Genomic DNA, 26,936 nt, shown 5'->3' on the forward strand with positions numbered 1-26,936 from the left:
CCGCCGTCGAGCGTTGGGCGTTGCGAGGCCCGCTCTGCGCCCTATTTCGTGCGCAAGGGGCGCAAAGCAGGCCCCACAACGCACGGGCTAGCGGGCGTAGCGCTCCGCGAAGTTCCTGAGCACCCGCATCGGCTCCGTCACGGATGATTGGCGCGCCGACTGGATGAGCTCGTCGGCCGTGTGAGGCGGGAAGTAGCCAGCGTTCTTGTAGATGTCGATGCGCGTGATCAGCCCGTCGGCGTCGAGTTCGGGGTGGAACTGCGTGGCGTAAAGGTTGTTCTTGATCCGGAACATGTGCACCGGGCAGGCCGCCGAACTGGCCAACAACACTGCATGTTCGGGAAGTTCGCTGCACGCCTCCTTATGTCCTACGAAGGCTTCGAACGACTGCGGGACTCCGCGCAGAAGCGGGTCTCCTTTGCCCTCTGCACTGAGCGTGATCTGAGTCGCCCCCACGAGCTCACCAAACCGACGATCAATGACAGCGCCCTGATGCACGCCAAGTGTACCGACGCCGTAGCAGGCGCCCAGGAACGGGAAGTCCTCGGCCACGATCCGATCCAGCAAGGATGAAAGTTCCGCCTCAACCCGGATCTGGGCTGCACTCTTCTCCTCCACAGGATCGCTGGAGGTGTAAGGGCTGCCGCCCACGATCACGCCGGAATAGTCGGACAGTTCAAGAGCCGGCAAAGGCCCTGATTCCAGCCGAATCCGGACCAATTCCTCCGGTTCCAGACCGCAGTACCGGAGGTAGGCCTGGTACTCGTCATCGGCTGCGGCGTCTTCGGCTCGGGTGGCCAGCAAGAGAAAGGGCTTCACAGGCCCAGTCTGCGCGAGGAATGACTGACGGACAAAGTGTGTTGCTAACCGGAGGGGGTTTCTGACAGAGACTCCCTCGCATCGCCGTGGCTGCATAACGTTGTAGGAACCCCATGACATAACTCATGACTCATCCCAGAGGAGCCACCTTTTGAAGCAGGACCCCACGGTTGTCGGAACGCCATCTGCCGAGGCGTCACGTGCTGCAACGCAGCAACCGAAGAAGATCCCGTGGGGCGGGCTGTTGGTCTTGGCGGCTGCAGGTTTCACCGCCGTGACCACCGAGCTCCTGCCCTCCGGCCTGCTCCCCCAAATCAGCCGTGATCTGGGCGTGGACGAATCGGCCGTGGGTTCCCTGACTGCTGTCTACGCTGCGATTATCGTTTTCACTGCCCTGCCTCTATCCCGGTTCCTCGCTGGACGGTTTCCCCGCAAGACGCTGCTGATAGCCACCGTGCTGGCGTTTGCCCTCAGTAACGTCCTCCTGGCCTTCAGCCCGACACTGGGTTGGGCTATCGGAGCGAGGCTCCTTGGCGGCATAGCCCACGGCATGTTGTGGTCCAGCATGGCCCCGTATGTGGCCCGCATCGTTCCCGCCCATTCAGTAGGCAAGGCCATGGCTGTGGTGTTCAGCGGCAACAGCATTGCACTGGCCGTGGGTGCTCCCATCGGAACGCTCATGGGTTCACTTATGACGTGGCGTGCCTCGTTCCTGGTGTTGGCCGGGGTGGGCGTCCTGCTGGCCGTATTGGCTTTCTGGCTCCTCCCCGGCGCCCACGACCAAGCCAGCCAGAAAACTCCCTCTCTCCGGGCGGCCATGAAGCTGCCTGGCGTGGTCGCAATCGCCATCGCATGGCCACTCTTGTTGCTGGCCCATTTCACGCTGTTCACCTACGTTGCGCCCTTCCTCCTCGCATCAGGACTGCCGGAGTCCGCCACCAGCCTCTCCCTCTCGGTGGTGGGCGTGGCAAGCCTCGTGGGTATCTGGATTGCCGGCATGACCGCTGACTCCCGCCCGCGCACTTCGGTGATTGCCGCCGTCGGGCTCTTGACGTTGGCATTTGCCCTGCTGCCGGCGCTGGGCGGCACCTGGGTGGGCGCGTTCGGACTGATGACGCTGTGGGGCATCGCCTTTGGCGCGGTGGGTATCTACAACCAGGCCGCGATTCTCCGTGCCGGTGGTGAGCATAAGGATGCTGCCAACGGCCTCACCGTGGTGACCATTCAGCTGGGTATCGCCGTTGGGGCTGTCTATGGCGCCTTCGCCCTCACCTCGGTGGGGGCACAGTTGGTGCCTCTGGCCGCGGCCCTGCCCACGGCTATCGCCTTGGTGATCATCATCGCCAGCCGTCGCGGAGGCTACCCCGCCGGACCCCGGGAGAAGCGCCGTTAACATTTCCGAAACATGCCAGTGACGTGATCTTCACGAACGGGGTATTTCTGTAACTTAGCTGCAACTTAGCTCTTCTGAGTCGGAAACATAGCTCACCGAATATTGATCGGGGGGTTGGACTCAATGAGAAGGGAACGCAGGTGGAGATCTCTGCGCAACACGTCTGGATGATGTTGTCGGCGGCAATGGTGCTGTTCATGACGCCCGGCCTCGGCCTGTTCTACGGCGGCATGACCCGCGCCAAGGCAGCGCTCAACATGATCATGATGAGCTTCATCTCGGCGGGAATTGTTGGCGTGGTGTGGGTCCTGTGGGGCTACTCCATGACCACGGGTGACGGCTTCCTCGGCCTGTTCGGCAACCCTTTCGCGCACTTCGGCTTGCAGGACCTGATCGGGTCGCCTGACCTCATCAAGGCCGGCTTTGCAGCCACCTTCGCCATCATCACCGTGGCCCTGATCAGCGGAGCAATTGCCGACCGTGCCAAGTTCGGCGCCTGGGCGCTGTTCGTACCGATCTGGATCACCGTGGTCTACTGCCCGCTGGCCTACATGATCTGGGGCGGCGGTCTCATGAGCGCCGGCGGTGCCGTGACGCAAATCTTCGGTCAGGTCATCGACTTCGCCGGTGGCGCAGTGGTTGAGGTCAGCTCCGGAACCGCCGCTTTCGTCCTCGCATTGATCGTGGGAAAGCGTCACGGATTCGCCAAAGACCCCAACCACCGCCCGCACAACGTGCCGTTCATCATGATCGGCGCGGCCATTCTCTGGTTCGGCTGGTTCGGATTCAACGGCGGCGCAGCAACCACCGCCGAGCAAGCCGGCCTCATCTGGATCAACACCCTGGTCACACCGGCAGCAGCAATGCTCAGCTGGCTCATTGTAGAAAAAGTCCGTCACGGTCACCCGACATCGCTGGGTGCGGCGTCCGGGGTCGTGGCCGGCCTGGTGGCCATCACGCCTTCCTGCGCCAACATCAGTCCGCTTGCCGCACTGGGCCTTGGCCTGGTTGCCGGCGCCGCCTGCGCCGTGTTCGTGGACCTGAAGTACAAGTTCGGGTTCGACGACTCCCTGGACGTGGTGGGCGTGCACTTCGGTGCGGGCGTCATCGGCACCCTCTCCCTGGGCTTCATCGCGTTCCCCACCGAGGGCACGGCCGGCGGCCTCTTCTACGGCGGCGGCCCGCAGCAGCTGATTGCCCAAACAGTTGCCGTACTGATCACCATCGTCCTGTCCGGTTTGGGCACACTGGTGATCGGCCGAATCATCCACAAGACCATCGGATTCCGGGTTCCCCTGGAGCACGAAGTCACCGGCGTGGATCTCACCCAGCACGCAGAGTCCGCGTACGAGTTCGGCCTCACCGCCCACGGCCACTTCCGCCAGCAGCAGGCTCACCTCTCAGCCCTGATCGGCCGGAAACCGGCTCCAGCTGCCCCGGAGGCCAAGGAAGACAGCTTCGCCTAAAGTCCTCACACGCAGAACAGCAGCCGACGGCGGAACTCAGGTTTCGCCGTCGGCTGCTGTTGTGTGCCCCTCACCCGGGGCCGTTCCAGAGTCGCTGCCACCACGTTCGTTTGCCGGGCGGGTCAGGCTCCGGCTCGGGTGGGGCTGCTGCGGCCCTGCGCTCCCGCCACCTTACAATTTCAGCCTCCACGTCGCGGAGCTTAGTGATCACTGGCGGGCCGCCTTGTAATTGCCGCCGCGCCTCCACCACGCGTTTGTTGAAGTCCTCCAGCAGATCCCGGACTTGTTTCTCGGTATATTGCAGGTCCACCTTGGCGTCGAGTTCCGAGTCCTCAATCCGCAGTAAGATGGCGGGCGGCCCGATGCCGCTGAGCCGTTCACGCTGGATGAGCCCCTTGACCCACCAGTCGGGGTCGTAGTGCTCCCCCAAACCGGGGATTGGTTTGCCGGCGTACTTCAGGTTGTCGAACTTGCCCTGGTTCATGGCATCGCGGATGAGGTATTCAACCCGTGCAGCGCCATCCACCTTGCGGCGTTTCTCGCGTTCTTCGGCATCCGCGGCCTCAAGCTCTGCGTCTTCTTCGGCATTCCCGCCCCAAGACCGTACTGCCCGCAGTTCCGCGCCCCGCTCGAGCTTCCGTCTGAAGGCGTTGTTCTCGGCATTCACGTTCCCCGCCACCTCCTCACACGGCAGCCCTCGCCTGCCGGAAATCGTGGTCTCTGAGTCCAGTATTGCGCACGCTGTGGGTGGCCCGGGCCTCCACCACCCACATTAAAACTGAAACAGCCCCGACACGCCGCCGAAGCGGAGTGTCGGGGCTGTTGTCCTCCCAAAGTGGGTGGATGGGGCCAGTCTGGGGCACGTGGAGCTACGCGCGAACCGCCATGCTCGGGTCCAGTTGCTCGATGCCCTCCGGCGTCACCAGGACAACCCGGGCCGTGCAAATGTCGTAGAACAAGCCAGTGGCCTCAAGTTGACCGGACGCCAAGGCTGGCCCGGTGACCGGGTGTTCTTCCAGCTTCCGGAGTTGGAGGGCCACGTTCACCATGCTCAATTGGTCCAGCCGGCTGTAACCCTCAGCCGCTGCAGCAATCGCTACAGGGTGGCCGGTCATCAGGGCAGAGTAGCTCGGCCGGGCGTGCTCCAGCCACGTATCAAAGCCTTTGCCCATGGCCGGCGCAGCCCCCTCAGCATCGGCAATGACAGCTTTCATCGCACCGCAGTTGGAGTGCCCACAGACCACAATCGAGTCCACGGACAAGCCCTTGACGGCGAAGGACAGGGCAGAGTCGATCGAAGCATCGCTGCCGTCATTGCACACCACGTTGCCAATGTTCCGGAGAGTGAGGAGGTCGCCGGGCCCGCTGCTGGTGATCAGGTTGGGATTGACCCTGGAGTCCACACAGGCAACAAAGAGCGTGTCCGGATTCTGCCCTTCGGTGAGGTCCTGAACCAGGGGACGGACCTTGTCTGCGTGCCGCCGGTGATACTTATCGATGCCCAGGAGGATTGACCGCAGCGGCAGCCGCCCGCCGTCGTCGTCGTGAGCTGGGGTGACACCGGCAGGCAACCAGGACGTACGGGGCGGCAGCGGGAATTCGCGCGGGTCTTGGCGCTGCGGGGTGTTGTCCGCGGCGTCGCTGAATGCAGTGGTTCCGTGCTCTTCGAGGATCACGGAGGCGCCGGTGTTGCGCTGCTGCTTCTGCCAAGCGACCAGTGCTTCGCGGAAGGCGTGGTCAAGGTAGTCGGCGTTGAGTTCCACCACCACATCCTGGCCTTCTGGCACGGAATGGAGGACGCGGTTGAGCCGGGGCAGCGCGAAGAAGCTGCAGGAGCCGGCGATGGTCACGCGCCACGGCAGTGCTTCTGCAGAGGGAGCGTGCGCATGGATCTGTGCCCGGAGCACGCGCCACAGGACGCAGAGGGCGGCCAGTGCGAGGCCGATGATGACGCCTTCAAGGAGGTTGAGGGCCACCACGCAGACCAGGGTGACGCTGTAGACGAGGAGGTCTCCCGTGCGGAGGCTGGTGCGGATGTCCGCGACTTTGATGAGCTTGGCGCCGATCACCAGCAGGAGCCCGGCGAGCACGGACAACGGAATCAGTTGGATGAGTCCGGCGAAGAGGGCCGAAAACACCAGAACCCACACGCCGTGCAGGATTGCGGAGGTACGGCTCTTCGCTCCGGCTTCTACGTTGGTGGCACTACGGACAATCACACCGGTGACGGGCAGCCCGCCGAGCATGCCGGAAACGACGTTCGCGGAGCCTTGGCCCACGAGTTCCCGGTTGAGGTTGGTGCGCGAGCCGCCCATTTTGTCTACGGCGACGGCTGACAGGAGCGACTCGATGCTAGCGATCAGAGCCACCGTGATGACGGCCATGGCCGCGGCGCGCCAGTTTCCGTCGGGCAGGCTTGGGAGGGCGATGGCGTCGAAGATGGATCCGCTGAAGCTAATGCGCTCCACGCTTGGCGCAACTGCGACGGACAGCGCCGTCACGGCGACGACGGCGGCAAGCGGCCCGGGGATCTTCCGGACTGCGGCGGGGAGGAACTTCCACGTCAGTAGAATCGCGACGACGGCCACGCCCAGCAACGCCGAGTGCAGCTCGACGTTGGTGATGGCTGCGGGGAGCGCTGTGAGGTTTTCGATGGCAGATCCAGCGGCCTGACCGCCAAGAAGTACGTGTAGTTGCTGCAGGATGATGGTGATGCCGATGCCCGCGAGCATCGCCTTGACTACCACCGGCGAGACTGCCAGCGCAGCACGCCCGATGCGGCTGACACCCATGAGGAGCTGCACGACGCCTGCAGCAGCGGTGATTGCGCATGTCACCTGCCAGCCGAACTCGTCTACCAGACCGGCAACGACGACGGTCAGACCGGCGGCTGGGCCGCTCACCTGCAGTGGGGAGCCGCCCAGGCTGCCTGCAACAATGCCGCCGACGGCTGCGGCAATGAGGCCCGCCATGATCGGAGCACCTGAGGCGGCGGCGATGCCGAGGGAAAGCGGGAGTGCTACGAGGAAGACGACGAGCGATGCGGGTAGGTCTGCTCCCAGGTTGCTCAGGAGGCTGGTCTTACGGGCCTTGGGGCCTGGCGGGCTGTGTGAGTCGGCGGGAACGGTGGCGGATTCGTTGGACTGCGGCATGGGAACTCCTAGCTCTGGACTGCTGACCTTTCCAAGCTACGGAACTTGTCACCGTTAATGACAACAAGATGTGACAAGCGTGACAAAAGCTGTGAAGATGCGCTTCATGTTGGGACCAATGGGAACTTTGGCGGGGGTTGAGCGCGTTGGGGGTCCGAAGCTTTGGCCGCTGGACGAAACATTGGGACCCGGATCACATCCAATGCTCGGCCGGCTGTAAACTTCGCTGGTTGAAGCGATAGTCGCTCATCGAATTTATTGGGGGTTGAGCCTTGGCTGCTCGGGGTATATCCAGGTCTTTTGTCGGTGCCGCGGGGAGGCGTCTTGCTGCCGGGCTTCTTGTGCTGCTCACGGCGGCGAGCATCCTGGTCGGAGTGGGAGCCGGGTCGGCGCAGGCTGACATTCTGACTGACCAAAAGTTCAAAGGCAGCATGCCTATAGACGAAGTGTTGAATGCCAAGACCAACAAGATCTACGTAACGAACTACACCGCCAAGTCGGTGATGGTCGTTGATGGAAACACCATGACCTCGAAATCGATCGCCGTTACCGAATTTCCCGAGGAAATTGCCGTCAATGAAATTACCAACAAGATTTACGTCTCCCATGCTGGCAGCAAAGTGGTCACAGTAATCGACGGCGCATCTGAAGTGACGACGACCATCGCTCTCGCGGCACGCCCATCGGTTCTCGCCGTCAACAGCAAAACCAACAAGATCTACGTTAGCCACAGGGGCGCAGGACTCTCAGTTATCGACGGGTCCACTCGGACAGCTACTCTTTTGCCTTCGCCCTTGGCTGTTGAATCAATGGCCGTTGATGAGACAACGAACCGGATCTTTGTCACGGATTGGGTCGGTAAGAAGACTGCGGTTCTCGACGGAGCTAACCACACTTTCAGCACCATTGACCTTGGATGTGTCGCCCAGTCCATGGTCTTGAATAGCGCTGCCCAAAAGATTTTCTTTGCCTGCCCGGCCGCCAAGGCATTTGCGGTTCTCGATGGACAAACCAATGCTGTGACTGTTGCTCCAACTGGAACAGATGCGCGTCCCGGGGTCATGGCCATCAACCGCAAAGCCAACATGGTCTATGCCTCAGATGAAGGCGGCCAGTACCTGACGGCGCTCGACGGTGCCACCCTGAAAGTTACTAATACCCCGGTGGACGACACCAATTATCAGAGCATGGCAGTCAACGAAACCACCAATAAGGTCTATGCATCTGATCTTTACAACTACCGTGTAACGGTATTTGATTCGCAGGCAAACCTGCTGGGTGATGTCAGGGACTTCAATAATCCGGCTGACCTGGCCGTGAACGAGGCCACGAACAAGATCTATGTCCTCGACTCAGGTGCCGCTGAAATCCGGATCATTGACGGGAAGAACGTTGCGCCGGTCTTCACCTCCGGTAACCCGCCAAACGCAGGGACTGTCGGGGTCCGGTACCAGCACTACTTCACGGCTAGCGGCTCGCTGGTACCCCAGTTCAAGGTTGCAAGCGGCTCATTACCGCCCGGCCTCACTCTGCAATCACTAAATCCTGGCGGGGTGCTAACCGGCGTTCCCACCACACCAGGCACTTACACGTTCCGCGTCGCGTCCACTAATGGCTACGGTTCAGATGCGATCAGCGCACTCCTGACCATCACGATCAAAGCGGCTAGCGTGGGGCACGACTTCAACGGAGACCGAAAGCCCGATGTCCTTTCCCGCGATGGAAACGGGAACTTGTGGCTTTACCCCGGTCAGGGCAACGGTGGCTGGCTTCCGCGGATTCAGGTTGGCCAAGGCTGGAACGTGATGACGTCCATGGTTGCCCCCGGAGACTTCAATGGGGACGGCAATGCCGACGTTCTGGCGCGTGATGGCGGCGGCGCACTCTGGCTTTACCCAGGCAACGGCGGAGGCGGTTGGTTTGCTCGAGTCCAAGTGGGACAGGGATGGAATTCGATGAGCGCTGTCACAGCAGTCGGAGACCTCGACCTTGACGGAAGTGCCGACTTGGTAGCCAGGGACGCGGACAGCTACCTCTGGCTCTATCGAGGGAACGGAAAAGGTGGCTGGCTTCCGCCGAGCCGGATGGGGAACGGGTGGCAGGTATTGACTGCGATGATGGGGCCCGGCGATTTCACCAAGGACGGCGTTCCCGATCTTCTGGCTACTGACGGCCCCGGAGCATTGCAGGAATACAGAGGTCACCAGACACGGTATGAGTGGGGAGTGCATTCGTACTTCACCGGCCCCACCACCGTAGGCAACGGCTGGAACGCCATGACCGCAATCGTGGGCCCCGGTGACTTCAACGGCGACGGCAACGTGGACCTCCTGGCCCGCGACGCAGGCGGGGCCCTCTGGCTCTACCCGAGCAACGGCCAGGGAGGCTGGCACCCCCGAGGCCTGGTCGGCTCCGGCTGGAACGCCATGAACCTGATCATCTAGCAACCAAAAACAAAGCAAAGCGGACGACGGCGGGAACCTCCCGCCGTCGTCCGCTTGCTTTCCGAACCCATAACCTAAGGTTCCTTAGTTTAGGCTTGGCATCATGAGCTATTCCGAAGCCCAGCCAGTCCGCATCAGTTCCGAACCCGCGCAGTTGCAAGCACTGGGTCCTGTGCTCGAAAAAGTGCGGGCAGCAGTGGGCGACGTGCCGGCATTGCTCACCATTGCCGAGGACATCGGCCGGACCGCCCCGAAGCCCGGCGAGGGAAACACCGCCAAGCTGTGGGAATTGTTGGCCTCCGTCACAGCCGTGGATGTCGCGGCCGGGCGAGTGCTCGAACCACACCTTGATGCCTTGGCAATCCTCTCTCAAGCGGGGGCAGAAGAACCGCAAGAGGGAACATGGGGAGTCTTCGCAGCGGAAGGCCCCGAAACAAAGCTCGAGGCCAGGCGAACCGCAAACGGCAGCTACGTCCTCAACGGATCCAAGCCGTGGTGCTCACTGGCCGCGCAGCTGGACGGCGCAGTGATCACCGCCCACACGGAAGACAACACCAGAGCGGCCTTCGCCGTTGACTTAAAGCACCAAGGCGTGACAGCGGAGACACCTGCGTGGACCAGTCGCGGCCTGCAGGAAATCCCCAGCGGAACAGTCCACTTTGACCAAGTGGAAGCACGGCCCGTCAACCACGGAAACTGGTATTTCCAGCGCCCGGGTTTCGCTTGGGGCGGCATGGGTGTGGCTGCGTGTTGGTTAGGCGGAGCCGTCGCCGTAGCGCGAGACTACACGGATGCGTTGACCAAGGCCGCAGCCAACGGCCGCGAACCGGACCAGATTGCGCTGGCTTCCCTGGGCGAGATCGACCGTATCCTTGCCACCACCACGAGCCACCTCGCCCAGACCGCGGAACGCATCGACGCCGGTGATTTGGAAGGCTCAGATCCTGACGGCCCAAGCCCCTGGCCAGAAGCCCTCCGTATCCGCGGAACTGTTGCCACCGCCGTCGAGCGTGTGCAAACCTTGGTGACGCAGAACCTGGGCCCCGGCCCGCTGGCTTTCGACGAAGCTTATGGCAAGCGCATGGCGGACCTGTCGCTGTACATCAGGCAGCATCACGCCATGCGGGACGACGCCCAGTTGGGCGCCCTGGCTCTGAAAGGGGACCGCAGTTGGTAGCTTTCTCGCACACGGACACCGGCACGTCGGAGTCTGAATGGGCTGCCAGCGGGGTTGCTGCCTTGCCCGAACTGCCCCTGAGCGCAGACGAACTGGCTGACATGACGTTCGTAGTTCTCGCGGCCCACCCGGACGACGAAACACTGGGCGCAGGCGGTTTCCTTGCCAAACTTCATGAAGCCGGAGCTGCAGTGGAGGTTCTGCTGTGCACCGCCGGCGAAGCTTCGCATCCTGACTCGCAAACCACGACGCCGGAACAGCTTGCCGCTGTCAGGCTCACGGAGTTCGACTCGGCAGTGTCCGGGTTGAATCCGAGCGCCACGTGGCGGTTCCTGGAACTTGCCGATGGGCAGCTCGCGGCCAGTACGGAGAGGATCGCGGACTCTCTTCGGGCAGCGGTTGCGGGAAGGCCGGCAGACAGCGTCACGATTATTGCCCCCTATCGCCATGACGGGCACATCGACCATGACACCCTTGGCAGCATCGCCGCGGACGTCGCGGCACAGGGCGGCCATGGCCTGCTGGAGTATCCCATCTGGTACTGGTTGTGGGCTGGTCCGGATGACTCCACATGGAACTCGTGGGTGCGGGTGCCGTTAGCGGATCAGGATCAGCGCGCCAAACAACGGGCAATGGGTGCCCACCTCTCCCAAACGAAGCCGCTGTCCGATCAACCCGGAGATGAGACGCTCCTTTCAGATACGTTCCTTGAACACTTCAGAAGGCCATGGGAGGCCTTCGCTTGGCATCCTTCCACGGCCGGGAGCAACAGTGCCGCAGACGCCGAGCGGATCTTCGACGAGGTCCACTCCAGGGAGGAAGATCCCTGGAGTTACACCACCAGCTGGTACGAACGGCGCAAACGGTCACTGACCTTGGCCGCGCTGCCGGAGGAATCATATGAATCCGGGCTGGAACTGGGTTGCTCCATTGGCACTCTCAGCGAGGAACTCGCCCAGCGCTGCCAACAGTTCCTTGGAGTGGACGCCAGCAGCGGAGCCCTTGCCCAGGCAGCTAAGCGGCTCTCACGGTTCCCCTCGGCAGAGACCCGGCACCTGACCATGCCCGGCGAGTGGCCCGAGGGCACTTTCGATCTTGTGGTGCTGTCCGAGACGGGCTACTACCTTTCGCCGGATGAACTCACGGAACTCCTGGCGCGGATTGAAGCGTCCACGCGGCCCTGCGGGACCTTGGTGTTGTGCCATTGGCGGCACCCGATTTCGGGCTGGCAACTGGACGCCGAAGCGGTCCATGCCATGGCTCGTAAGAAACTCGGCTGGCCCACGCACGGCCTCTACCGTGAGAAAGACTTCATGTTGGAGATCCTTCTGGCACCTGAGAGGACGCCATAACCATGACCGGGCCTTTGGAGATCAAGAGCGTGGCAGTGGTCATGCCCGCCCACAACGAGGACCAACACATCGGGAAGGCACTGGTGGCACTAAAGGCCGCCGCGGACGCACTCAACCGTGATTGCCCAGGCGTGGAGGCCAGGATGGTGGTGGTCCTGGATCACTGCACCGACCGCTCTGCGGAGATTGCCGCGGCGCACACCTCCGGCGACAACCGCTTCAGCGTGGTCAACGTGAACCTGCGCAGCACGGGCGCGAGCCGGGGCTTTGGCTTCCGCGCTGCCTTGGAAAGCCTGCGAGCTAATGACACCGCCGGTATCTGGCTGGCCACCACGGACGCCGATTCCGTTGTTCCCCGGCACTGGCTGACGCGGCAAGTGGAATTGGCCAACGCCGGAGCGGACGCCCTCCTTGGGTCCGTGGAACCCGACCCGGCGGACATGGACCCGGCCATCCATCGTCGTTGGATGGAACTCCATCCGTTCCGGGAGGACCACCAGCACATCTACGGCGCCAACTTGGGAATCCGGGCCTCGGCCTATATCAGTGCGGGAGGCTTCCCCGGGCTGCGCTCCCACGAGGACCGCGTTCTGGTGGAACGGCTCCGTCACCGAGGTTTCGCAGTGTCAGCCACGGACACCATCCGCGTTGTAACCTCTGGGCGGACACATTCCCGCGCGCCGGAAGGGTTCGCCGCGTACCTGCGGTCGCTCGCAGCCGAGCTTCCGACTCCCGCCAGCGGCTGACAGCCAGCGGCTAAACCGCCAACGCCCCCTCCAACGCGGCAATCGCAGCCTTCGTGATCGTTCGGCGTTCGCCCGTTCCGTCAACGCTGAGCAGAATCCCCCGGTTCGAGTACGCCGTCAGCACTGGCTGCGTTTGGTCCCGATACAGCTCAAGCCGCCGCTGAATCACGGGTTCGGTATCGTCGGCGCGTCCCTGTTCCTGCGCCCTGCGGAGCATCCGGGAAAGCAATTCGTCGTCTGATGCGGTCAACTCAAGAACTACTTCAAGGGTTTGCTGACGGTCGGCCAGGATCTCGTCCAGGGCGCCGATCTGGATGACCGTCCGTGGGTAGCCGTCCAACAGGAACCCGGCCGCCGCATCTGCCTCTTCGAGCCGCACCCTCAGCATGGCCGTGGTGACGTGATCCGGCACAAACTCCCCGCGATCCATATGGCCGCTGGCTTCTGCCCCCAATTCCGTTTTGTCGCGGACGTGGTCGCGGAACAGCTCACCAGTGGAAATGGCGGGGATCCCAAAATGCCGGGCAATGTGCTCTGCCTGCGTACCTTTACCGGAACCGGGAGGACCCATGATGATCATTCGCGCCATGACACTGGTCCGTTTCGAGAGGCAACAGGGACTTAACCATACGCCGGCGACGGCGGGAGGCGCCCGCCGTCGTCGGCATCTTTTTGCTTTGGGTTCAGTGATCAGGCATTGGCAAGCATGGCGTCGATCTGCCCGACTGCTTCCCGCATTCCCTCATCCATGCCCATCTCGACCATCTTCTGCATCTGTTCTTCGGAGTCGAAGGTGGACGTGATGGTCATGCGGGTGCGGTTTTCCAGGGGCTCAAGTTTCACGGTGGCGTGGGTGATACCCAGGTCATCTACCGGCTCGCCTTGTTCGTCGGCGAATCCGTCGTCGAACTCAAGGTGGTCCGGGGAGTTGATGGCGGTGAACTTCCACCAGCCCCGCGCTTTGGTGCCGTCCGGACCGGTCATGTAGTACGCGGCCTTCCCGCCAACGGTGAATTCGTGCGTCTCAAAAGTGGCCGGCCAGGTGGGCGGTCCCCACCAACGCTCAAGCTGCCGGGGGTCTTCCCAAACCTGCCAGACGCGCTTCACGTCGGCATCGAATTCAGAAACAATGCTGAAGCTCAGGGCCTCAACATCCTTGTTTACGCTGACAACAGTCATGGCAGATCCCTTTCATCATCTTCGGCGAGTATGTCCGCAATCCGGTCGGCTCGTTGCCTCCAGATCATTTCCAGTTGATCCAGCAGATGGCGGGCTTTCTGTAGTCCTTCATGGTTTCCCCGCACGATCTGTTCCCTCCCACGCTTCTCCTTGGTCACCAGGGAGGCCCGTTCCAGGACCGCAACATGTTTTTGTACGGCCGCGAAACTCATGGTGTAGAGCGCAGCAAGCCCGGAGACCGAGTACTCCCCCTCGGTCACCCGGGCCACGATGTCCCTACGGGTGGCATCGGCCAAAGCCTGAAAGATCCGGTCGATCTCGGCGTCGGAGAGGTGTGTACGGAGCTGATCTACAACCATTTGGTTGTACGATATCGCCGACTCGCAATGGTGTCAACGGGTTACCGACGCGACAACTGGCCGGCGACAGTTCGCCGGCGCCAGTTCGCCGGCGACACGCACATTCACCAGGGCCACCCACCCGCGCCACCAATCGCCTTCCCGGCGCTCTCTCACATAACGCGCCATTTCCGCCGACGCTCTATCACCGGGTGATAGAGCGTTGGGCGGAAGGGGCTGTTATGTGAGAGAGCGTCTGGGCTGACCGGGCCTGTTATTTCCCTCCTCAAAGACCGACAATGTAAGTATGCTGATTATTATCGGGCAAGACTAAGAGGAGGACACAGTGACCACGAAAGTGAACAAGACAATCATGGTCAATGTCCCGGTCAGTACGGCCTACAGGCAGTGGACCAAGTTCGAGGAGTTTCCACACTTCATGGGCGGCGTTGAGCGCGTGACACGGCTCAGCGACGACCGGCTGGAATGGGTGGCCCAAATCGCCGGCGTCCATCGCCGCTGGGAAGCCAAAATCGTCCAACAGGACCTGGACCGAGCGGTGGCATGGGCCGCCGTTGAGGGTGCCAAGAACGCAGGTTGGGTTGATTTCAAAGAAGCAGGCCCAAGCCAGACGTCACTGCATCTGTCCTTGGAATACGAACCGCACGGCGTCCTCGAGTTCCTGGGCGACAAGTTGCACATTGTTGAAAGGCAGGCTGAGTCAGACTTGAAGAAGTTCAAGGAGTACATCGAAAAGCAGGCACCGGAGACCGGCGACGAGAACCCCAGGCCAGGGACTGCCGCTGCCGGGGCGTCGGCTACCCCCGCCTCGGACTCGACACCGATCGTGGATCCCATCACCCACCCGTTCGATCAGACCAACGGCCTGGCCGACGTGGATGGCGACTCCGACGAAACCGCCGAGAGCGACACGCGCAGTGCCGCAGAACGGAAGCAGGACGAGGACCGCGGACCGGGCTTCATACCGCCACAGAGCGGCTTCCTGCCGGGACAGCACTAATCGCTCCTCCCTTGTGACGAGCCGTTTCGCTGCGTTTCGTAGGATTTAGCACGGTTGAGCGGGGTGACAGACCGGCTTGGGCGCAGGCACCTCGCTCCGTAGTGTCGAGCCATGCCGAAGCCTTCAGCCACTCCGCTCTCCGTCCTCGATCTGAGCCCGGTATCGGCCGGTCAGACTCCCGGCGATGCCCTGCGGAGCACCCTTGCCCTTGCCGCCGCTGCCGAGGCTTCCGGCTACTCGCGGTATTGGCTGGCCGAGCACCACCTCAACACCGGCGTTGCCGGGTCAGCCCCGCATATTCTGGCCGGGTTGGTTGCCTCCGCCACCAAGACCATCAGGGTGGGCACCGCGGCAACGTTGCTGGGGAACTACCGGCCTCTCCAGATTGCCGAGAGCATTGGAACGCTCGCCGCCGTTTTCCCGGACCGCGTGGACTTGGGCTTTGGCCGCTCCGGCCCGCCCAAGTCGCCCAGCGAGCCCGCACCGGGAGTGGTGGCCGCTGACTCTTCGAAGCCCACCGATCGAGTGGTTGACGGACTGCTGATCCCCGCGCCGCGCCCCATCTTCGGCGCTGTCCTGCCCAGGAAGTTCCGGCTGCAGGGTGAACTGCTGGGCCGCTTCCCGGGAGACGCGGACAACTTTGAGAATGACATCCAGGACATCATCGGATTTTTCACCGGCGAGTACAGGACCAAACACGGCGAGGAAGTCACTGCTACACCCGCCCTCGGCCACGCGCCGCAGTTCTGGGTCCACGGCTCAACAGCCGGACCCAGTGCACGGCTGGCCGGCAAGTTGGGCCTCCCCTTCGGCGCGAACTACCACGTGGCACCGGCGGGGGTTCTGGACTCCATTGCCGAGTACAGGGCCCACTTCGAACCCTCCGCAGCCTTGCGGGAACCGCATGTGATCGTCTCCGCGGACGTGCTGGTAGCTCCGGACGAACGCCAGGCCCAGCGCTTGGCCCGCGGCTACGAACACTGGGTGCACGGCATCCGCAGCGGCCACGGCGCCATCCCGTACCCGTCACCAGACGATGCGTTGGAGCTCACCCTGGATGCGGAAGCCAAGGACCTCATCAAGGACCGCTTGGACACACGGTTCGTGGGCGATCCCCACCAGGTCAGCGAAGGTCTCCGTACCTTGCAGCGAGCCACCGGCGCCCAGGAACTGCTCATCACCACCATTGCCCATGACCCCGCCGACCGTCAGAACTCCTACCAGCTGCTGGCCGAAGCCTGGGGCCTCTAGCCTTTTCCGATTTTCCAACCACCACCTAGCAAGGGAGCACCATGTCCAACGAAACCGCCGTCCAGGAACCCGTCCAGGAATCAGTCCAGGACACCCAACTGATCACCGCCGATGCCGCGGCCAAGCTCATCAAAGAAGGTGCCCTGCTGATCGATGTCCGCAGCGAAGGCGGCCGCGCCAGCACCGGCGCAGTCCCCGGCGCTGTGGTGGTGAACCGCGAGCACGTGGACGAAGACTTCAGCCCTGAATCCGCACACCGCCTCGCCCAGCTCAGCGGCACCGACCAGAAAATCGTGGTGTTCTGCGGCTCCGTGAACGGTTCACGACCCGTCGCGCAAAAACTCAAGGTCCTCGGCTACACCAACGCTGTCCACGTGGACGGCGGCTTCCCGGCCCTCCGCGATGCCGGCGTCCCCACCACCGGGCCCACCGCCCCGCCCGTCGAAGCGACTCCGCCCGCAGCCACCACTCAGGCGTCCACCGATTCGGTGGCCTCCGAGCGCTGAGTACCTGCCGCCGTCGGGCCTTCCGGCGTCAGCACCACCGCCGTCGTCGCGGCTTCCTTTCCGGAAGTCACGACGGCGGCACTCGTCTTTGCGCGATCCCGCGCCTCACCAAGCCAGTCGATTCCAGCGGCGAGCGGGGCGACTCCCAGAAGAATGCGGCACATGACGATGCCCTGGTGGAAGGCGTCCTAGGAAGCTTGGCCGGTGGCGGCGCCGTGTGCCTGCAGGAACCGCATGACCGTGTGTGAATCAGCACCCAAGGCCCGGCCCCACCGATAAACGGACACTCCCGAATGGAGCATCCGGAGTGCCGTTTGTCGGCGGATCATAGCGTCGGCGGGGAACGACGGGCGGCATTGCACCTGAAGGGAAAGCGGTTCGTGAGAGAGGGACGCCCAAAAACCCGCGGGATGTGAGAGAGGGACGCCAAAAAACCCGCGGGATGTGAGAGAGGGTCAGGAAGTGTGGGCCAGCACCCGCGCTCGGGCGGCGGCTTGGCCTGCCCGGAGCTCCTCGGCGGTCCGGCCCTGCTCCCGATGTGCCACTTCCTGCTTCAACTGCGGGATGACGTGCTGGCCAAACTCCAGTGCGTCCGGGACGAAGTCGTAACCTCGGAGGCCGAAGATCTCGAATCCGAGGTCGTGGTAGTCCAGGATCGCTTGGGTGACGGTGTCGTAGGAGCCGACCAACGCCGTCGCGCTTCCGCCCCCGCCGCCCGCTGCTTTGGCGAGTGCCGTCCAGAGGGCGCGGTCGTGAAGGTCGCCACGTTCCGCGGCGGCGAGCAGCCTTTGGGTGCCGGCAGCTTCAGGCTTCTGGTTGTAGTGGCGGACGGGATCAATCACCTCGCCGGCGGAGCGCCGCGCCTCGAACGTTCCAAGGATGGCGTGTGCCTTCTCCCAGGCGAGCTCATCAGTCGCTGCAACTATGGGCCGGAACGCGATCTGCCAGCGCAACGGCTCAATCCGCCCCACCGCGGCGGCCCGCGCAAGGATCTGCTCTTGCTGCGAAGCGGCGTCGGCCAGCGGCTCGCCGAAGAGCGCATAGATGTCTGCTTCAGCGGCGCCCACAGACCACGCAGCCTCGGAGGAGCCGCCAAAGGAAATACCCGGCCTCTTGCCGGCAAAGGGCCCCAAACCAGAGGCAAAGTCCTCAAAGCGATAGTGCTCGCTGTCCCAGCTGAACGACTCCCCGGACCACGACCGCCGAACGATCTGCATGTACTCCTGCGTCCGGCCGTACCGGGCATCCTTGGCCAGGAAATCACCCTCGCGGGCCTGGTCCGCTTGGCTTCCGCCGGTGATGAAGTGCACGGTCAGCCGCCCTTGCGCGATGTGGTCCAGCGTCAGGAAGGAACGGGCGGCGAACGTCGGATGGGAGACGTTGGGCCGGTGCGCCAACCGCAGCTGGATTCGCTCCGTGTTCGCAGCGACCCACGCCGCGTGGACAGAGGGATCCTGTGTGGTGGAGTTGTACGCAAAAAGTACGTGGTCCCAGTTGTTGTCCTCGTGGATCCGCGCAATGCGGGCCGCGTACTGAGTGTCGAAGAAAGACGTGGTGGCAGGCGACGTCTCCGTGGAGTCGTTGCCGGCGCCCATGCCGAGAAACTCGATAGGCATAATAATTCTCCAAAAAGACTTAGCGGCGAAGGATGCGCTGGGCCAGGAAATTACCCAGCAACTGCGCGGCCTGGACCATGACGATGATGATCAGGACTGTCACCAGGGTGACTTCCCAGTTGAACTGCTGGTAGCCGTACATGATGGCGAAGTTGCCCAGCCCACCGCCGCCGATGTACCCGGCCATGGCAGACATGTCCACAATCGCGATGATCATGAACGTGTAGCCCAGAATCAGCGGCGCGAGCGACTCTGGAATCACCACGGACCACAGGATGTGCAGCCTGCTGTCTCCCATGGCCCGAGCGGCCTCAACCACGCCGGGATCTGACGCCACCAGGTTTTGCTCCACTACCCGCCCAATCACCACACCGGCCATCAACGCCATGGGCAGGATCGCGGCAGTAGTGCCAATAGTGGTGCCCATGATGATCAAGGTCAGCGGCGCGATGGCCGTGATGAAGATGATGAACGGGATGGGCCGGATGATGTTCACCAGGAAGTTCAGGAACGAGAACACGGCCTTATTGGCGAACAAGTTTCCGGGCCTGGTGGCGTAAAGGGTGACGCCCAACGCCAGTCCGGCGATGCCGCTGAGCAGGACGGTGATGACCACCATGTAGATGGTCTGTTGGAAGGATTCGCCCAGGACGGGCAGGAGGGTTGTCCAGTCGGTCATGGCTATTCTCCTGCGTTCGCGGGGACGGGAAGGTGCGGAACGGCACTATCGGCGGGGGCCGCCGTCGGGAATTCACGTTCGACGGCGGTGACGTCGCCCAGGTCGGCGAGCGCGGCGTCAATCGCGGCGTCGCTGCCTGTGAGCTCGTACGTGAGTGTGCCCAGGATCTTGTTCTGGATCTCGGTGACGCCCCCGAACACTACGCTGGAGCCCACGCCGTGGCGCTCAAAGGTGGCCGCAACCAGAGGAGTAGGCGCTGCCTCGGAGATGCCAATGGAGACAAGCTGGCCGGGGTGTGCCGCGGCGAGGCGGCTGACGGTGTCCGGTCCCGGGGTGCCGTGGACGGCCGTGGAAACGAAGCGTTGGGTGGAGTCGCTGCGGGGGTCGGCGAATACGGAGTATGTAGGCCCGGATTCCACTACCCGGCCGGATTCCATCATCACTACGGTGTCGCAGATTTCCCGGACAACGTGCATCTCGTGGGTGATCACCACAACGGTGGTGCCGAGTTCTTTGTTGATGCGGCGTAGAAGGCGCAGGACGTCGCGGGTGGTTTCCGGGTCCAGTGCGCTGGTTGCTTCGTCAGCGAGGAGGATGTCCGGGGCGTTTGCCAGCGCACGGGCAATGCCTACGCGTTGCTGCTGCCCTCCGGAGAGCCGGCGTGGGTAGGAGCCTGCCTTGTCCGCGATACCCACGAACTCAAGAAGCTCCTCCACGCGCGGCTTGATCTTCTCTTTGGGCCACCCTGCCACCTTCAACGGATACGCGACGTTCCCGAACACGGTGCGGGACTTCAGGAGATTGAATTGTTGGAAGATCATGCCGATGCCGGCACGGACTGTGCGCAACTGGCTTTCGGGGAGCGACGAGATGTCCTGGCCTTTGACGTAAACGTGGCCCTCGGTGGGACGTTCCAAGCCGTTGAGCAGGCGGACCAGCGTGGATTTTCCGGCACCGGAATATCCCACGATGCCTACTACAGTGCCCTCTTCAATGTCCAAGGTGACCTCGTCTACGGCCCGCACTGCTTCGGTGCGTTGGCTGCGCTTGCTTCCTTGGATCGGGAACAGCTTGCTGACTCCGCGCAGGGAAACGATCGCGCTCACCGGAGCCTCCTTCGGGGTTGATTGAATGCCCATTCCAGCAGCGCGGTCACCGGGTGACCGAACCGCGTGAAGCCCTGTGACCTGCGGTTTCTTCCCTTGACGGCCCGCGACGGAGTGTTGCGCAGGCATTCGATTCACACCATCCACCGTGCCTAGCGTGAGCCGAGGGGAACACCCTGCACCTTCCATTCGCATCAAGACCCTTTGTACGGAGAAGCATCATGAAGAACCGCCTGTTAGTCGCCGCCGTCGGCCTGATCGCCGCCCTATCGCTCTCGGCATGCGGGGGTCCGTCAAGTGGTTCCACAACCTCTGCGAACACCAAGGTGGTCATCGGCGTGGACGACGGTGCCGAGGAGCACTGGACCATCCTGAAGAACAAGCTCAAAGATCAGGGCGTTGATCTTGAGGTCAAGAACTTCACAGATGGCGCGCAGATCAATACGGCAACCCAGCAGGGCCAGGTGGACATCAACCTCTTCCAGCACCTGAAGTACCTGTCCCAGTTCAACGTCAACAGCAATGGCACGCTGGTCCCGGTAGGCGCTACCGCCGTTTACCCGCTGGCTCTGTACTCGGAGAAATTCAAATCCGTTGGTGAGCTGCCGGCGGACGCCGAGGTTGCGATTCCGAACAACCCCACAAACCAGGCCCGCGCACTGCTGAACCTGCAGACCGCCGGCTTGCTGCAGCTCAAGGATGGCGGCAACTCGCTGTCCACTCCGGCTGAGATCACCTCGAGCAAGATCAAGGTTGTCCCCGTTGACAGCAACCAAACGGTGAACGCGCTCAAGGGAACCACGGACGCCGCCGTCGTGAACAACACCCAAGCCCAGAAGGGTGGACTGGGTGACGAGAAGATCATCTTCAAGGAAGACCTGAACTCCGAGTCCCTGGCCCCGTACATCAACGGCTTCGTGGTGAAGGCCGACCGTAAGGACGACGCCACGTGGAAGAAGATCGTTGATGCCTACCACTCCCCCGAAGTTGAGGCCTCGGTGACCAAGCTCAACGACGGCAACCTGCAGTTCAAGGCTGACTGGACCGCTGCGAAGCTGCAGGAAGTCCTCACTGCTGAAGAAGCAGCCATCAAGAAGAGCAAATAGCACTTGAGGGGCGGCGGCCCTGCGCCACAGAGTGCCGCCGCCCCTCAACCTTCCTGACCCCAAAAAGCAACAGCACCGAAACAGGCCCATGAACCAGACACTCATCCGTGAACGCCAACAGATTCACTTCTTCGCCTACCTTGTGGGCACAGGCATCCATCTGGCTTCATGGCGCCACGAGACAGCCTTTCCCCAGGCCAGCATCGATTTCGCCCACCAGGTACAGCTCGCCAAAACTGCCGAGGCCGCCAGATTCGACGCGATCTTTCTGGGGGATTCCCTCGCGATTGACGAGACCTCCAATCCGGGCATCCTCAACAGGTTCGACCCCATCGGCCTGGTCACGGCCCTTGGCGCGGTCACCAGTAACATCGGCCTCATCGCCACGTCCTCCACGTCCTATGACGAGCCCTTCAACTTTGCCCGGGCGGCACTCACAGCTGACCACATCAGCGGCGGCCGTGTTGGCTGGAACATCGTCACCACGCGGGACCTCACCAATAGCACAGCCAGCAACTTCAGCGCCGTTGAGCACTTCGACCACAGCCTCCGCTACCGCCGCGCTGAAGAATTCGTGGAGGTCACCCAAGGGCTCTGGAATTCCTGGGACGCGGACGCTTTCCTCTACAACAAAGCGCAAGGACGCTTCTTTGATCGCCGCAAACTCAGCCGGCTGGACTACCAAGGCGAGTTCTTCCAGGTCGCCGGCCCCCTGAACATCGGGCCCTCTCCGCAGCACTCCCCTTTGCTGGCCCAAGCAGGCACTTCCGTGCCGGGCCAGAAGCTAGGGGCACGCTTCGCCAGCGCCCTCTTCGCGAGCCACCCCGACGTTTCTCAAGCACGTCAGTACAGGGAATCCATCCGGGCCCAGGCGAAGGCGTTCGGCCGGAATCCCGACGAGCTCTACGTCTACCAGGCCATCTCGCCGGTTGTGGCTGACAGCCGGGAAGAAGCTCTGGAACGCATCCGGGAGCTGGACAGCCTCATAGCCGATCAGCAGGTGCTGGATTTCCTGCAGGAATACTTCGCCGGGCAGCTCGACTTCACCGGGCTCGGAGCGGATGCCACCGTGGCCCAGTCCGGCATCCCCGGCATCACGCAGCCTAGGACCGATTTCCGCTCCGCTGGCGAACAGATTCGCGGCCGGGAGGATGAGGTGACGCTCAAGGACCTCTACTCGATCCTCACCGGCGACAAACGGAATCACGACTTCATCGGGACCCCGCAACATGTGGCCGACTCCTTGGAACGCTGGCACGCCGAAGGCGCCGCGGACGGCTTCAACCTCATGTTCTCCCTTCTCCCCCAGGACCTGGAGCGTTTCGCCACCGGCGTTATTCCCCTGCTTCAGGAACGCGGCCTTGCGCGCACCGAATATGCGGGCACCACCCTGAAATCGCACCTGGGACTTCATCCGCAGCCGAAAGGACAATCATGACCACCCAAGCAACCGTTGCCACCGGCACCTACGTGATTCGCGAGGCCCGCCACGAGGAGTACGACGCCGTAGGGCGGCTGACGTACCAAGGTTTCGGTCATCATCTTCCCGGCTCGCGTCAGCCCGACGGCGAGCGGCTCGCTCTGTTGTTGGACGCTGAAGCCCGCGCCCGCGAGGGCGTGCTGCTGGTGGCCGAGGACACTGACACCGGACGACTTGTGGGCACTGCCAGCCTCCTGCCGTTCGGTTCGTACCTGAGCCGGCAGGCCGAAGAAGGTGAAGTGGAGCTCAGGCTGCTGGCCGTGCTCCCGGAGGCCCGCCGCGCGGGGCTTGGCCAGCGGCTCCTGGATGAATCCGCCCGTATTGCCGCCGCCCGGGGCGCAGACCGCGTAGTCCTGGACACCGCCGTCGATAATGAACCGTCCCAGCGGCTCTACCGCCGCCTTGGCTACGTCCGCCGGCTGGAGCGTGAAAAGGAGCGCCCTGCGCCGAAGGTCCAACTGGTTGTTTACACGCTGGAACTGGCTGCATCGAGGTGACTCCAGCGGCGATACACGGCGTCACGAGCGACGTGTAATCGGTCACACTTAGCCGGATTGACTTGTCAACGGCGCCGGGCAGCATGAACCATGAATGAGGGAATTCGTTCCCGCACAAGCTGAATCAGCAATCCTCACCGACGAGGATGCGGGCCCCGGGCGAAGAAGCTTGGGGCTGTCACCGGCCTGAGTGAAAGTACTGACAATGACGACACATACTGACTCCATCACGCTGAAAATCTGGGACAAGTCGGCAATCGACCACACGATCGATGCCGCCATTGAATCCCTCTCCCACCGCGCTGCCGCCGAAAACTGCGGAATCGCGGTAACCCTTAGCGGCCCCAAGACCTTCACGGTCAGCCTGAACCGCTAAGCAGCTCAAGCTCCACGAAAGAGGACGACGCCGGGACGCCCCGACGTCGTCCTCTTGCGTTAAAGCGCGCCACGCCACGTCAGTACACCCACCCCAAATGAGTACAGCCATCCCAAAGTCAGTACAAGTGGGCCCCTACCCCGAAACGTGACGGCGCTCAGAAAGTCCTGAGCAAACCTTGAGACTTCCTTGATGGTTTCCCTCCCCTGATCTTGCGTTCGCGTTGGAACTCTAAGTGAGTCAACGCTTCAAGGCACGAACGGAGGGATCACAATGCTCACGGAAACAACAGCGGCACCTGCCCCGGCAAGCGCCCCGGACACTGCCACCAGGCGTCGCCGATCCCACCGTGCGGCCGGCGGGGTAGTCACCGTCCTGGTTCCGGCGCACAACGAGTCCGCCGGCATCACCGAGACGCTCCACTCCCTGAACAACCAGACCCATCGCCCGGATCGCGTCATTGTGGTGGCAGACAACTGCACTGACGATACTGAGGAACTTGCACTGGCCCAGGGTGCCGAGGTGATCCGCACCGTGGGGAACAAGGACAAAAAAGCCGGTGCCCTGAACTTCGCCCTCAGCCAGCTCCTTCCTGATGCCGACCCCGAGGACTTGGTCCTGGTACAGGATGCCGACTCACAACTGGCCCTGGACTTCATTGAAAACGCCACCAAGAACCTGCTGGCCGACGAACTGCTCGGCGCCGTTGGCGGAGTGTTCAGCGGCGGCCCCGGCGGCGGCTTTGTGGGCCACCTCCAGCGCAACGAATACGCCCGCTACGCCCGGGACGTGAAGCGGCTTCACGGCAAGTGCCTGGTGGTCACCGGCACTGCAGCCCTTTTCCGTGTCAAGACATTGCGCGACGTCGTAGCCGCCCGGTTGAAGGGCACACTCCCTCCCGGCAACGGCAAGGGCGGCGTCTACGATACGTCGGTTTTGACCGAAGATAACGAACTCTCCTTTGCCCTGTTGACCCTGGGCTACCGCATAGCATCTCCCTCGAACTGCACGCTGGTCACAGAGGTCATGCCCACGTGGCGTGAACTGTGGTCCCAGCGGCTCCGGTGGAAGCGCGGCGCGGTGGAGAACTGCGTGCAATACGGATGGACCAAAGTGACTCGGCCGTACTGGGGACGCCAGTTCCTCTCCATGATCGGCGTCGTAGTGACGCTGGCTTACTTTGGTTCCCTCCTGTTCGCGCTGATATCCGGAATGGGCCTGAACCTTCAGCCTTTCTGGATCACCGTCACCGGCATTTTCATCCTGGAACGCATAGTTACTGTGCGCTTCCGGGGCTGGAGGTACATGCTCCTGGCCGCAACCATGTACGAAACCGTGATCGACATCTTCCTCCAGGCTGTCCACGCCAAGGCGTACCTGGATGCAGCACTCAACAGAAAGAAAGTTTGGTAACCGACTCATGTACAACAACCCAGTAGCCCCAGTGACAGGGGCAGCAGCAGCCGGAATGGGTTCCGGAACGCTCGCATTGACCGGTGCAGGGGACCTCTTCTGGTTCGCACTGGCAGCCTTTGCCATGCTGGCACTCGGCCTTGCCATCAAGAGGATCGTCCCTGTCCGGGCCCAAAAGGGCTAGGCCGGAGCATCCAGGCCGGCCACTTAGCCCGCAGTTGTGTCGCTACCCCCAGCGCGACACGACTGCGGGCTGAGTGCATGCGGAATAACGGCCTACAGAACCAGTGCCGTGCCGGCCGAGAATTTAGCCACCGTGGTGTAGCCGGCCTTGGAACCTGTTACCCGCACACTCATGGAATCAGCCTGGTCAGCGCTCACCAGCTTGTAGCTCCTGGAGGTAGCTCCGGCGATTGCCGCACCCGACCGGTACCACTGATACGTCAGGGTGCTCCCGGACGTCCACGTTCCGGGGTTGGCCGTGAGCGTAGAACCCACGGCGAGCGTTCCGGTGATGACGGGGGTTGGGGCTACCAGCGTCCCTGCCACCACGGTTGCCGTGGGTGCGGACTCCTTGATGGCTGTGGCATATCCGGCTTTGGTTCCCGTTACACGAACCGTCAGAGTGCTACCTTGGTCGGCTGCTGCAAGGACCCGGGCGGCACCGGTTGCGCCGGCAATTGCTGTGCCGTTCCGGAACCATTGGTAGCTCAGGGCGGTTCCTGTGGTCCAGGTTCCCGGTGCTGCTGTCAGCGTTGAGCCCACAGCGGCCGTGCCTGAGACGGTGGGCGTTGGTGCGGTGAGCTGACCTTGATCTGCAGGCACGAAGGAGAAGTCACGGATGGTCACCGTTTCAGGAGAAACGTGTGCGGCGTCCCCTCCGCCACCACCGGTGACCCACAGGTTGAAGTGAATTTGCTCCTTTGCCGGAAGCGGGACAGTAGAACCTTCAAGGACAGTCCGCTTCAGGAGGGTTCCGTCGTAGCCCTCGCCTGCAAACGTCTCATACGTCAGCTTGCCCGGTTCCCACACCATCCTGTGAGTGAGAATCGGAACATTGGTGACATCGAAGGTGACAGTGTTGTTTCCCTGTCCGGGCGGCAAGGTGGCGTCAAACCAATATCCATGCCCTTGGGTCACCGGCCAATCCTCACCGTACGCGGCGCCCCCGCCCCAGGCCGAGGCCTCACAAAGGTCAATCTCCGTGTATCCGGGCTCGGCATTGGGATCGTACGTGAACAGGCAACCCCACACCACTTCCTTCTGCAGGGAACTGACGTCTTTTTCCACGGTAGTGCTGTACGTTCCGTACCCGAAACCTTCACGCGTGGACTGGAACTCAGCACCCTTCGGAGCCGAGCCGGTGGGGTTGCTGATGGAGAGCTTGACGTACCCGTTGGCATCCGGGTTACTCACATTATTCGCATCCCAACTGGCGTTATACATGGGCGCCCCGCCCCAAAAACGCTTCTGCCAGTTGAAACCTTTCCAGGCAAAACTTCCCACCGGGCCGGGATCCTCAGCCATGGGCGTGGTGTCCGCCGCATGTGATGGACCTATTCCTGTGAACATCGATAAACCGACCGCAACGATGACGGCCAACCCCATTGCTTTTCTTCCCCCATGTGGAAGGAGCCTCACTGACAATGCCATAGCTGTTTCCTCCTGCTGATGCGCCCAGACCCGTCAACGGCTGATGCCGGTGACCGCAACGACGTTCCACCCCCGAGGAACGCCTGTCCTCGATTATCAAGTAGCAAGGGCCCTGTCGGAAGGAAAATGAACAAGCAATAATCATTGGCCCGACATCAATTGGATA

The 26,936-nt window shown here is 62.6% G+C and carries 26 protein-coding genes; 15 read left to right on the forward strand and 11 right to left on the reverse strand.

What is annotated here, in order from left to right; all coding sequences use genetic code 11:
* Positions 1 to 87: 87 nt before the first annotated feature.
* The gene (locus ACZ5J0_RS16130; RefSeq protein WP_166842383.1) at positions 88 to 819 is read right to left on the reverse strand and encodes a glutamine amidotransferase; all 732 of its coding nucleotides are present in this window, start codon (positions 817 to 819) and stop codon (positions 88 to 90) included.
* A 151-nt stretch (positions 820 to 970) separates the two neighbouring features.
* Between ACZ5J0_RS16130 and ACZ5J0_RS16135 the strand changes: the two genes are divergently transcribed.
* Both ACZ5J0_RS16135 and ACZ5J0_RS16140 read left to right on the forward strand, forming a co-directional pair.
* Positions 971 to 2,212, forward strand: a complete 1,242-nt coding sequence (locus ACZ5J0_RS16135) for an MFS transporter (RefSeq protein ID WP_464093531.1) — start codon at positions 971 to 973, stop codon at positions 2,210 to 2,212.
* A gap of 140 nt (positions 2,213 to 2,352) precedes the next feature.
* Positions 2,353 to 3,678: an ammonium transporter gene (locus tag ACZ5J0_RS16140; RefSeq protein WP_464093532.1), complete on the forward strand. Its 1,326-nt coding sequence runs from the start codon at positions 2,353 to 2,355 to the stop codon at positions 3,676 to 3,678.
* A gap of 70 nt (positions 3,679 to 3,748) precedes the next feature.
* Here the strand turns inward: ACZ5J0_RS16140 and ACZ5J0_RS16145 are convergent, their stop codons facing one another.
* Positions 3,749 to 4,345 carry a DnaJ family domain-containing protein gene (locus ACZ5J0_RS16145; protein ID WP_464093533.1) on the reverse strand — a complete coding sequence of 199 codons (597 nt, stop codon included), beginning with the start codon at positions 4,343 to 4,345 and terminating at the stop codon, positions 3,749 to 3,751.
* Between the two features lie 202 nt (positions 4,346 to 4,547).
* Positions 4,548 to 6,830 (reverse strand): SulP family inorganic anion transporter, encoded by a 2,283-nt coding sequence (locus ACZ5J0_RS16150; protein WP_464093534.1) that lies wholly within the window; start codon positions 6,828 to 6,830, stop codon positions 4,548 to 4,550.
* Between the two features lie 431 nt (positions 6,831 to 7,261).
* On the opposite strand from ACZ5J0_RS16150, the gene ACZ5J0_RS16155 reads away from it, so the two are divergent.
* The 4 genes from ACZ5J0_RS16155 to ACZ5J0_RS16170 all read left to right on the forward strand — a co-directional run bounded on the left by ACZ5J0_RS16155 (position 7,262) and on the right by ACZ5J0_RS16170 (position 12,549).
* The gene (locus ACZ5J0_RS16155; RefSeq protein WP_464093535.1) at positions 7,262 to 9,274 is read left to right on the forward strand and encodes an FG-GAP-like repeat-containing protein; all 2,013 of its coding nucleotides are present in this window, start codon (positions 7,262 to 7,264) and stop codon (positions 9,272 to 9,274) included.
* A 103-nt stretch (positions 9,275 to 9,377) separates the two neighbouring features.
* Positions 9,378 to 10,451, forward strand: coding sequence for an acyl-CoA dehydrogenase family protein (locus ACZ5J0_RS16160; protein WP_464093536.1), 1,074 nt, complete (start codon positions 9,378 to 9,380; stop codon positions 10,449 to 10,451).
* Positions 10,445 to 11,803 (forward strand): PIG-L family deacetylase, encoded by a 1,359-nt coding sequence (locus tag ACZ5J0_RS16165; protein WP_464093537.1) that lies wholly within the window; start codon positions 10,445 to 10,447, stop codon positions 11,801 to 11,803. Before ACZ5J0_RS16160 ends, ACZ5J0_RS16165 begins: the two co-directional genes overlap by 7 nt.
* A gap of 2 nt (positions 11,804 to 11,805) precedes the next feature.
* Positions 11,806 to 12,549, forward strand: a complete 744-nt coding sequence (locus ACZ5J0_RS16170; protein WP_464093538.1) for a glycosyltransferase family 2 protein — start codon at positions 11,806 to 11,808, stop codon at positions 12,547 to 12,549.
* Positions 12,550 to 12,559: 10 nt separating this feature from the next.
* On the opposite strand, the gene ACZ5J0_RS16175 is transcribed toward ACZ5J0_RS16170, so the two are convergent.
* The 3 genes from ACZ5J0_RS16175 to ACZ5J0_RS16185 form a co-directional block, all read right to left on the reverse strand.
* Positions 12,560 to 13,138 carry an adenylate kinase gene (locus tag ACZ5J0_RS16175; RefSeq protein ID WP_464093539.1) on the reverse strand — a complete coding sequence of 193 codons (579 nt, stop codon included), beginning with the start codon at positions 13,136 to 13,138 and terminating at the stop codon, positions 12,560 to 12,562.
* A 101-nt stretch (positions 13,139 to 13,239) separates the two neighbouring features.
* A complete protein-coding gene (locus ACZ5J0_RS16180; protein WP_166842374.1) occupies positions 13,240 to 13,728 on the reverse strand; it encodes an SRPBCC family protein in 489 nt (162 codons plus the stop codon).
* Positions 13,725 to 14,087, reverse strand: a complete 363-nt coding sequence (locus ACZ5J0_RS16185; RefSeq protein WP_166842373.1) for an ArsR/SmtB family transcription factor — start codon at positions 14,085 to 14,087, stop codon at positions 13,725 to 13,727. Before ACZ5J0_RS16185 ends, ACZ5J0_RS16180 begins: the two co-directional genes overlap by 4 nt.
* Positions 14,088 to 14,412: 325 nt before the next feature.
* On the opposite strand from ACZ5J0_RS16185, the gene ACZ5J0_RS16190 reads away from it, so the two are divergent.
* The 3 genes from ACZ5J0_RS16190 (at position 14,413) to ACZ5J0_RS16200 (ending at position 16,844) form a co-directional block, all read left to right on the forward strand.
* Positions 14,413 to 15,087, forward strand: a complete 675-nt coding sequence (locus ACZ5J0_RS16190; protein ID WP_142937961.1) for an SRPBCC family protein — start codon at positions 14,413 to 14,415, stop codon at positions 15,085 to 15,087.
* Positions 15,088 to 15,198: 111 nt separating this feature from the next.
* Complete coding sequence (locus tag ACZ5J0_RS16195) at positions 15,199 to 16,338, forward strand: LLM class flavin-dependent oxidoreductase (protein ID WP_464093540.1); 1,140 nt, start codon at positions 15,199 to 15,201, stop codon at positions 16,336 to 16,338.
* Between the two features lie 41 nt (positions 16,339 to 16,379).
* Positions 16,380 to 16,844, forward strand: a complete 465-nt coding sequence (locus ACZ5J0_RS16200; protein ID WP_223940912.1) for a rhodanese-like domain-containing protein — start codon at positions 16,380 to 16,382, stop codon at positions 16,842 to 16,844.
* On the opposite strand, the gene ACZ5J0_RS16205 is transcribed toward ACZ5J0_RS16200, so the two are convergent.
* The 4 genes from ACZ5J0_RS16205 to ACZ5J0_RS16220 all read right to left on the reverse strand — a co-directional run bounded on the left by ACZ5J0_RS16205 (position 16,808) and on the right by ACZ5J0_RS16220 (position 20,245).
* Positions 16,808 to 17,008 carry a hypothetical protein gene (locus ACZ5J0_RS16205; RefSeq protein ID WP_464093541.1) on the reverse strand — a complete coding sequence of 67 codons (201 nt, stop codon included), beginning with the start codon at positions 17,006 to 17,008 and terminating at the stop codon, positions 16,808 to 16,810. The genes ACZ5J0_RS16200 and ACZ5J0_RS16205 overlap by 37 nt on opposite strands.
* 291 nt (positions 17,009 to 17,299) lie before the next feature.
* Entirely contained in the window at positions 17,300 to 18,460 is a 1,161-nt protein-coding gene (locus ACZ5J0_RS16210) for an LLM class flavin-dependent oxidoreductase (RefSeq protein ID WP_464093542.1), read from the reverse strand.
* 19 nt (positions 18,461 to 18,479) lie between these two features.
* Positions 18,480 to 19,139: a methionine ABC transporter permease gene (locus ACZ5J0_RS16215; RefSeq protein ID WP_011776065.1), complete on the reverse strand. Its 660-nt coding sequence runs from the start codon at positions 19,137 to 19,139 to the stop codon at positions 18,480 to 18,482.
* Between the two features lie 2 nt (positions 19,140 to 19,141).
* Positions 19,142 to 20,245 (reverse strand): methionine ABC transporter ATP-binding protein, encoded by a 1,104-nt coding sequence (locus tag ACZ5J0_RS16220; protein WP_464093543.1) that lies wholly within the window; start codon positions 20,243 to 20,245, stop codon positions 19,142 to 19,144.
* Positions 20,246 to 20,466: 221 nt separating this feature from the next.
* Between ACZ5J0_RS16220 and ACZ5J0_RS16225 the strand changes: the two genes are divergently transcribed.
* From ACZ5J0_RS16225 to ACZ5J0_RS16250, 6 genes are all read left to right on the forward strand, one after another.
* The gene (locus tag ACZ5J0_RS16225; RefSeq protein WP_464093544.1) at positions 20,467 to 21,351 is read left to right on the forward strand and encodes a MetQ/NlpA family ABC transporter substrate-binding protein; all 885 of its coding nucleotides are present in this window, start codon (positions 20,467 to 20,469) and stop codon (positions 21,349 to 21,351) included.
* Between the two features lie 88 nt (positions 21,352 to 21,439).
* Positions 21,440 to 22,789: an LLM class flavin-dependent oxidoreductase gene (locus tag ACZ5J0_RS16230; protein WP_464093545.1), complete on the forward strand. Its 1,350-nt coding sequence runs from the start codon at positions 21,440 to 21,442 to the stop codon at positions 22,787 to 22,789.
* Complete coding sequence (locus ACZ5J0_RS16235; RefSeq protein ID WP_464093546.1) at positions 22,786 to 23,328, forward strand: N-acetyltransferase family protein; 543 nt, start codon at positions 22,786 to 22,788, stop codon at positions 23,326 to 23,328. The genes ACZ5J0_RS16230 and ACZ5J0_RS16235 overlap by 4 nt, the downstream gene beginning before the upstream one ends.
* A gap of 205 nt (positions 23,329 to 23,533) precedes the next feature.
* Positions 23,534 to 23,704: a hypothetical protein gene (locus ACZ5J0_RS16240; RefSeq protein ID WP_178994140.1), complete on the forward strand. Its 171-nt coding sequence runs from the start codon at positions 23,534 to 23,536 to the stop codon at positions 23,702 to 23,704.
* Between the two features lie 273 nt (positions 23,705 to 23,977).
* Positions 23,978 to 25,117, forward strand: a complete 1,140-nt coding sequence (locus tag ACZ5J0_RS16245; RefSeq protein ID WP_464093547.1) for a glycosyltransferase family 2 protein — start codon at positions 23,978 to 23,980, stop codon at positions 25,115 to 25,117.
* A gap of 7 nt (positions 25,118 to 25,124) precedes the next feature.
* Positions 25,125 to 25,301 carry a hypothetical protein gene (locus ACZ5J0_RS16250; RefSeq protein ID WP_165450171.1) on the forward strand — a complete coding sequence of 59 codons (177 nt, stop codon included), beginning with the start codon at positions 25,125 to 25,127 and terminating at the stop codon, positions 25,299 to 25,301.
* Between the two features lie 92 nt (positions 25,302 to 25,393).
* Here the strand turns inward: ACZ5J0_RS16250 and ACZ5J0_RS16255 are convergent, their stop codons facing one another.
* A complete protein-coding gene (locus ACZ5J0_RS16255) occupies positions 25,394 to 26,644 on the reverse strand; it encodes a hypothetical protein (RefSeq protein WP_464093548.1) in 1,251 nt (416 codons plus the stop codon).
* Positions 26,645 to 26,936 lie beyond the last annotated feature (292 nt).

Source organism: Arthrobacter sp. DualSoilB13 (assembly GCF_055389195.1).

Excerpts from the sequence above, each read along its gene's own strand:
- ACZ5J0_RS16255 (WP_464093548.1), bottom strand. The coding sequence starts at position 26,644 with ATGGCTGAGGATCCCGGCCCGGTGGGAAGTTTTGCCTGGAAAGGTTTC.
- ACZ5J0_RS16185 (WP_166842373.1), bottom strand. The coding sequence starts at position 14,087 with ATGGTTGTAGATCAGCTCCGTACACACCTCTCCGACGCCGAGATCGAC.
- ACZ5J0_RS16195 (WP_464093540.1), top strand. The coding sequence starts at position 15,199 with ATGCCGAAGCCTTCAGCCACTCCGCTCTCCGTCCTCGATCTGAGCCCG.
- ACZ5J0_RS16230 (WP_464093545.1), top strand. The coding sequence starts at position 21,440 with ATGAACCAGACACTCATCCGTGAACGCCAACAGATTCACTTCTTCGCC.
- ACZ5J0_RS16180 (WP_166842374.1), bottom strand. The coding sequence starts at position 13,728 with ATGACTGTTGTCAGCGTAAACAAGGATGTTGAGGCCCTGAGCTTCAGC.
- ACZ5J0_RS16215 (WP_011776065.1), bottom strand. The coding sequence starts at position 19,139 with ATGACCGACTGGACAACCCTCCTGCCCGTCCTGGGCGAATCCTTCCAA.
- ACZ5J0_RS16205 (WP_464093541.1), bottom strand. The coding sequence starts at position 17,008 with ATGTGCCGCATTCTTCTGGGAGTCGCCCCGCTCGCCGCTGGAATCGAC.
- ACZ5J0_RS16235 (WP_464093546.1), top strand. The coding sequence starts at position 22,786 with ATGACCACCCAAGCAACCGTTGCCACCGGCACCTACGTGATTCGCGAG.
- ACZ5J0_RS16160 (WP_464093536.1), top strand. The coding sequence starts at position 9,378 with ATGAGCTATTCCGAAGCCCAGCCAGTCCGCATCAGTTCCGAACCCGCG.
- ACZ5J0_RS16175 (WP_464093539.1), bottom strand. The coding sequence starts at position 13,138 with ATGGCGCGAATGATCATCATGGGTCCTCCCGGTTCCGGTAAAGGTACG.
- ACZ5J0_RS16245 (WP_464093547.1), top strand. The coding sequence starts at position 23,978 with ATGCTCACGGAAACAACAGCGGCACCTGCCCCGGCAAGCGCCCCGGAC.
- ACZ5J0_RS16200 (WP_223940912.1), top strand. The coding sequence starts at position 16,380 with ATGTCCAACGAAACCGCCGTCCAGGAACCCGTCCAGGAATCAGTCCAG.
- ACZ5J0_RS16210 (WP_464093542.1), bottom strand. The coding sequence starts at position 18,460 with ATGCCTATCGAGTTTCTCGGCATGGGCGCCGGCAACGACTCCACGGAG.
- ACZ5J0_RS16250 (WP_165450171.1), top strand. The coding sequence starts at position 25,125 with ATGTACAACAACCCAGTAGCCCCAGTGACAGGGGCAGCAGCAGCCGGA.
- ACZ5J0_RS16240 (WP_178994140.1), top strand. The coding sequence starts at position 23,534 with ATGACGACACATACTGACTCCATCACGCTGAAAATCTGGGACAAGTCG.
- ACZ5J0_RS16170 (WP_464093538.1), top strand. The coding sequence starts at position 11,806 with ATGACCGGGCCTTTGGAGATCAAGAGCGTGGCAGTGGTCATGCCCGCC.
- ACZ5J0_RS16225 (WP_464093544.1), top strand. The coding sequence starts at position 20,467 with ATGAAGAACCGCCTGTTAGTCGCCGCCGTCGGCCTGATCGCCGCCCTA.
- ACZ5J0_RS16155 (WP_464093535.1), top strand. The coding sequence starts at position 7,262 with ATGCCTATAGACGAAGTGTTGAATGCCAAGACCAACAAGATCTACGTA.
- ACZ5J0_RS16150 (WP_464093534.1), bottom strand. The coding sequence starts at position 6,830 with ATGCCGCAGTCCAACGAATCCGCCACCGTTCCCGCCGACTCACACAGC.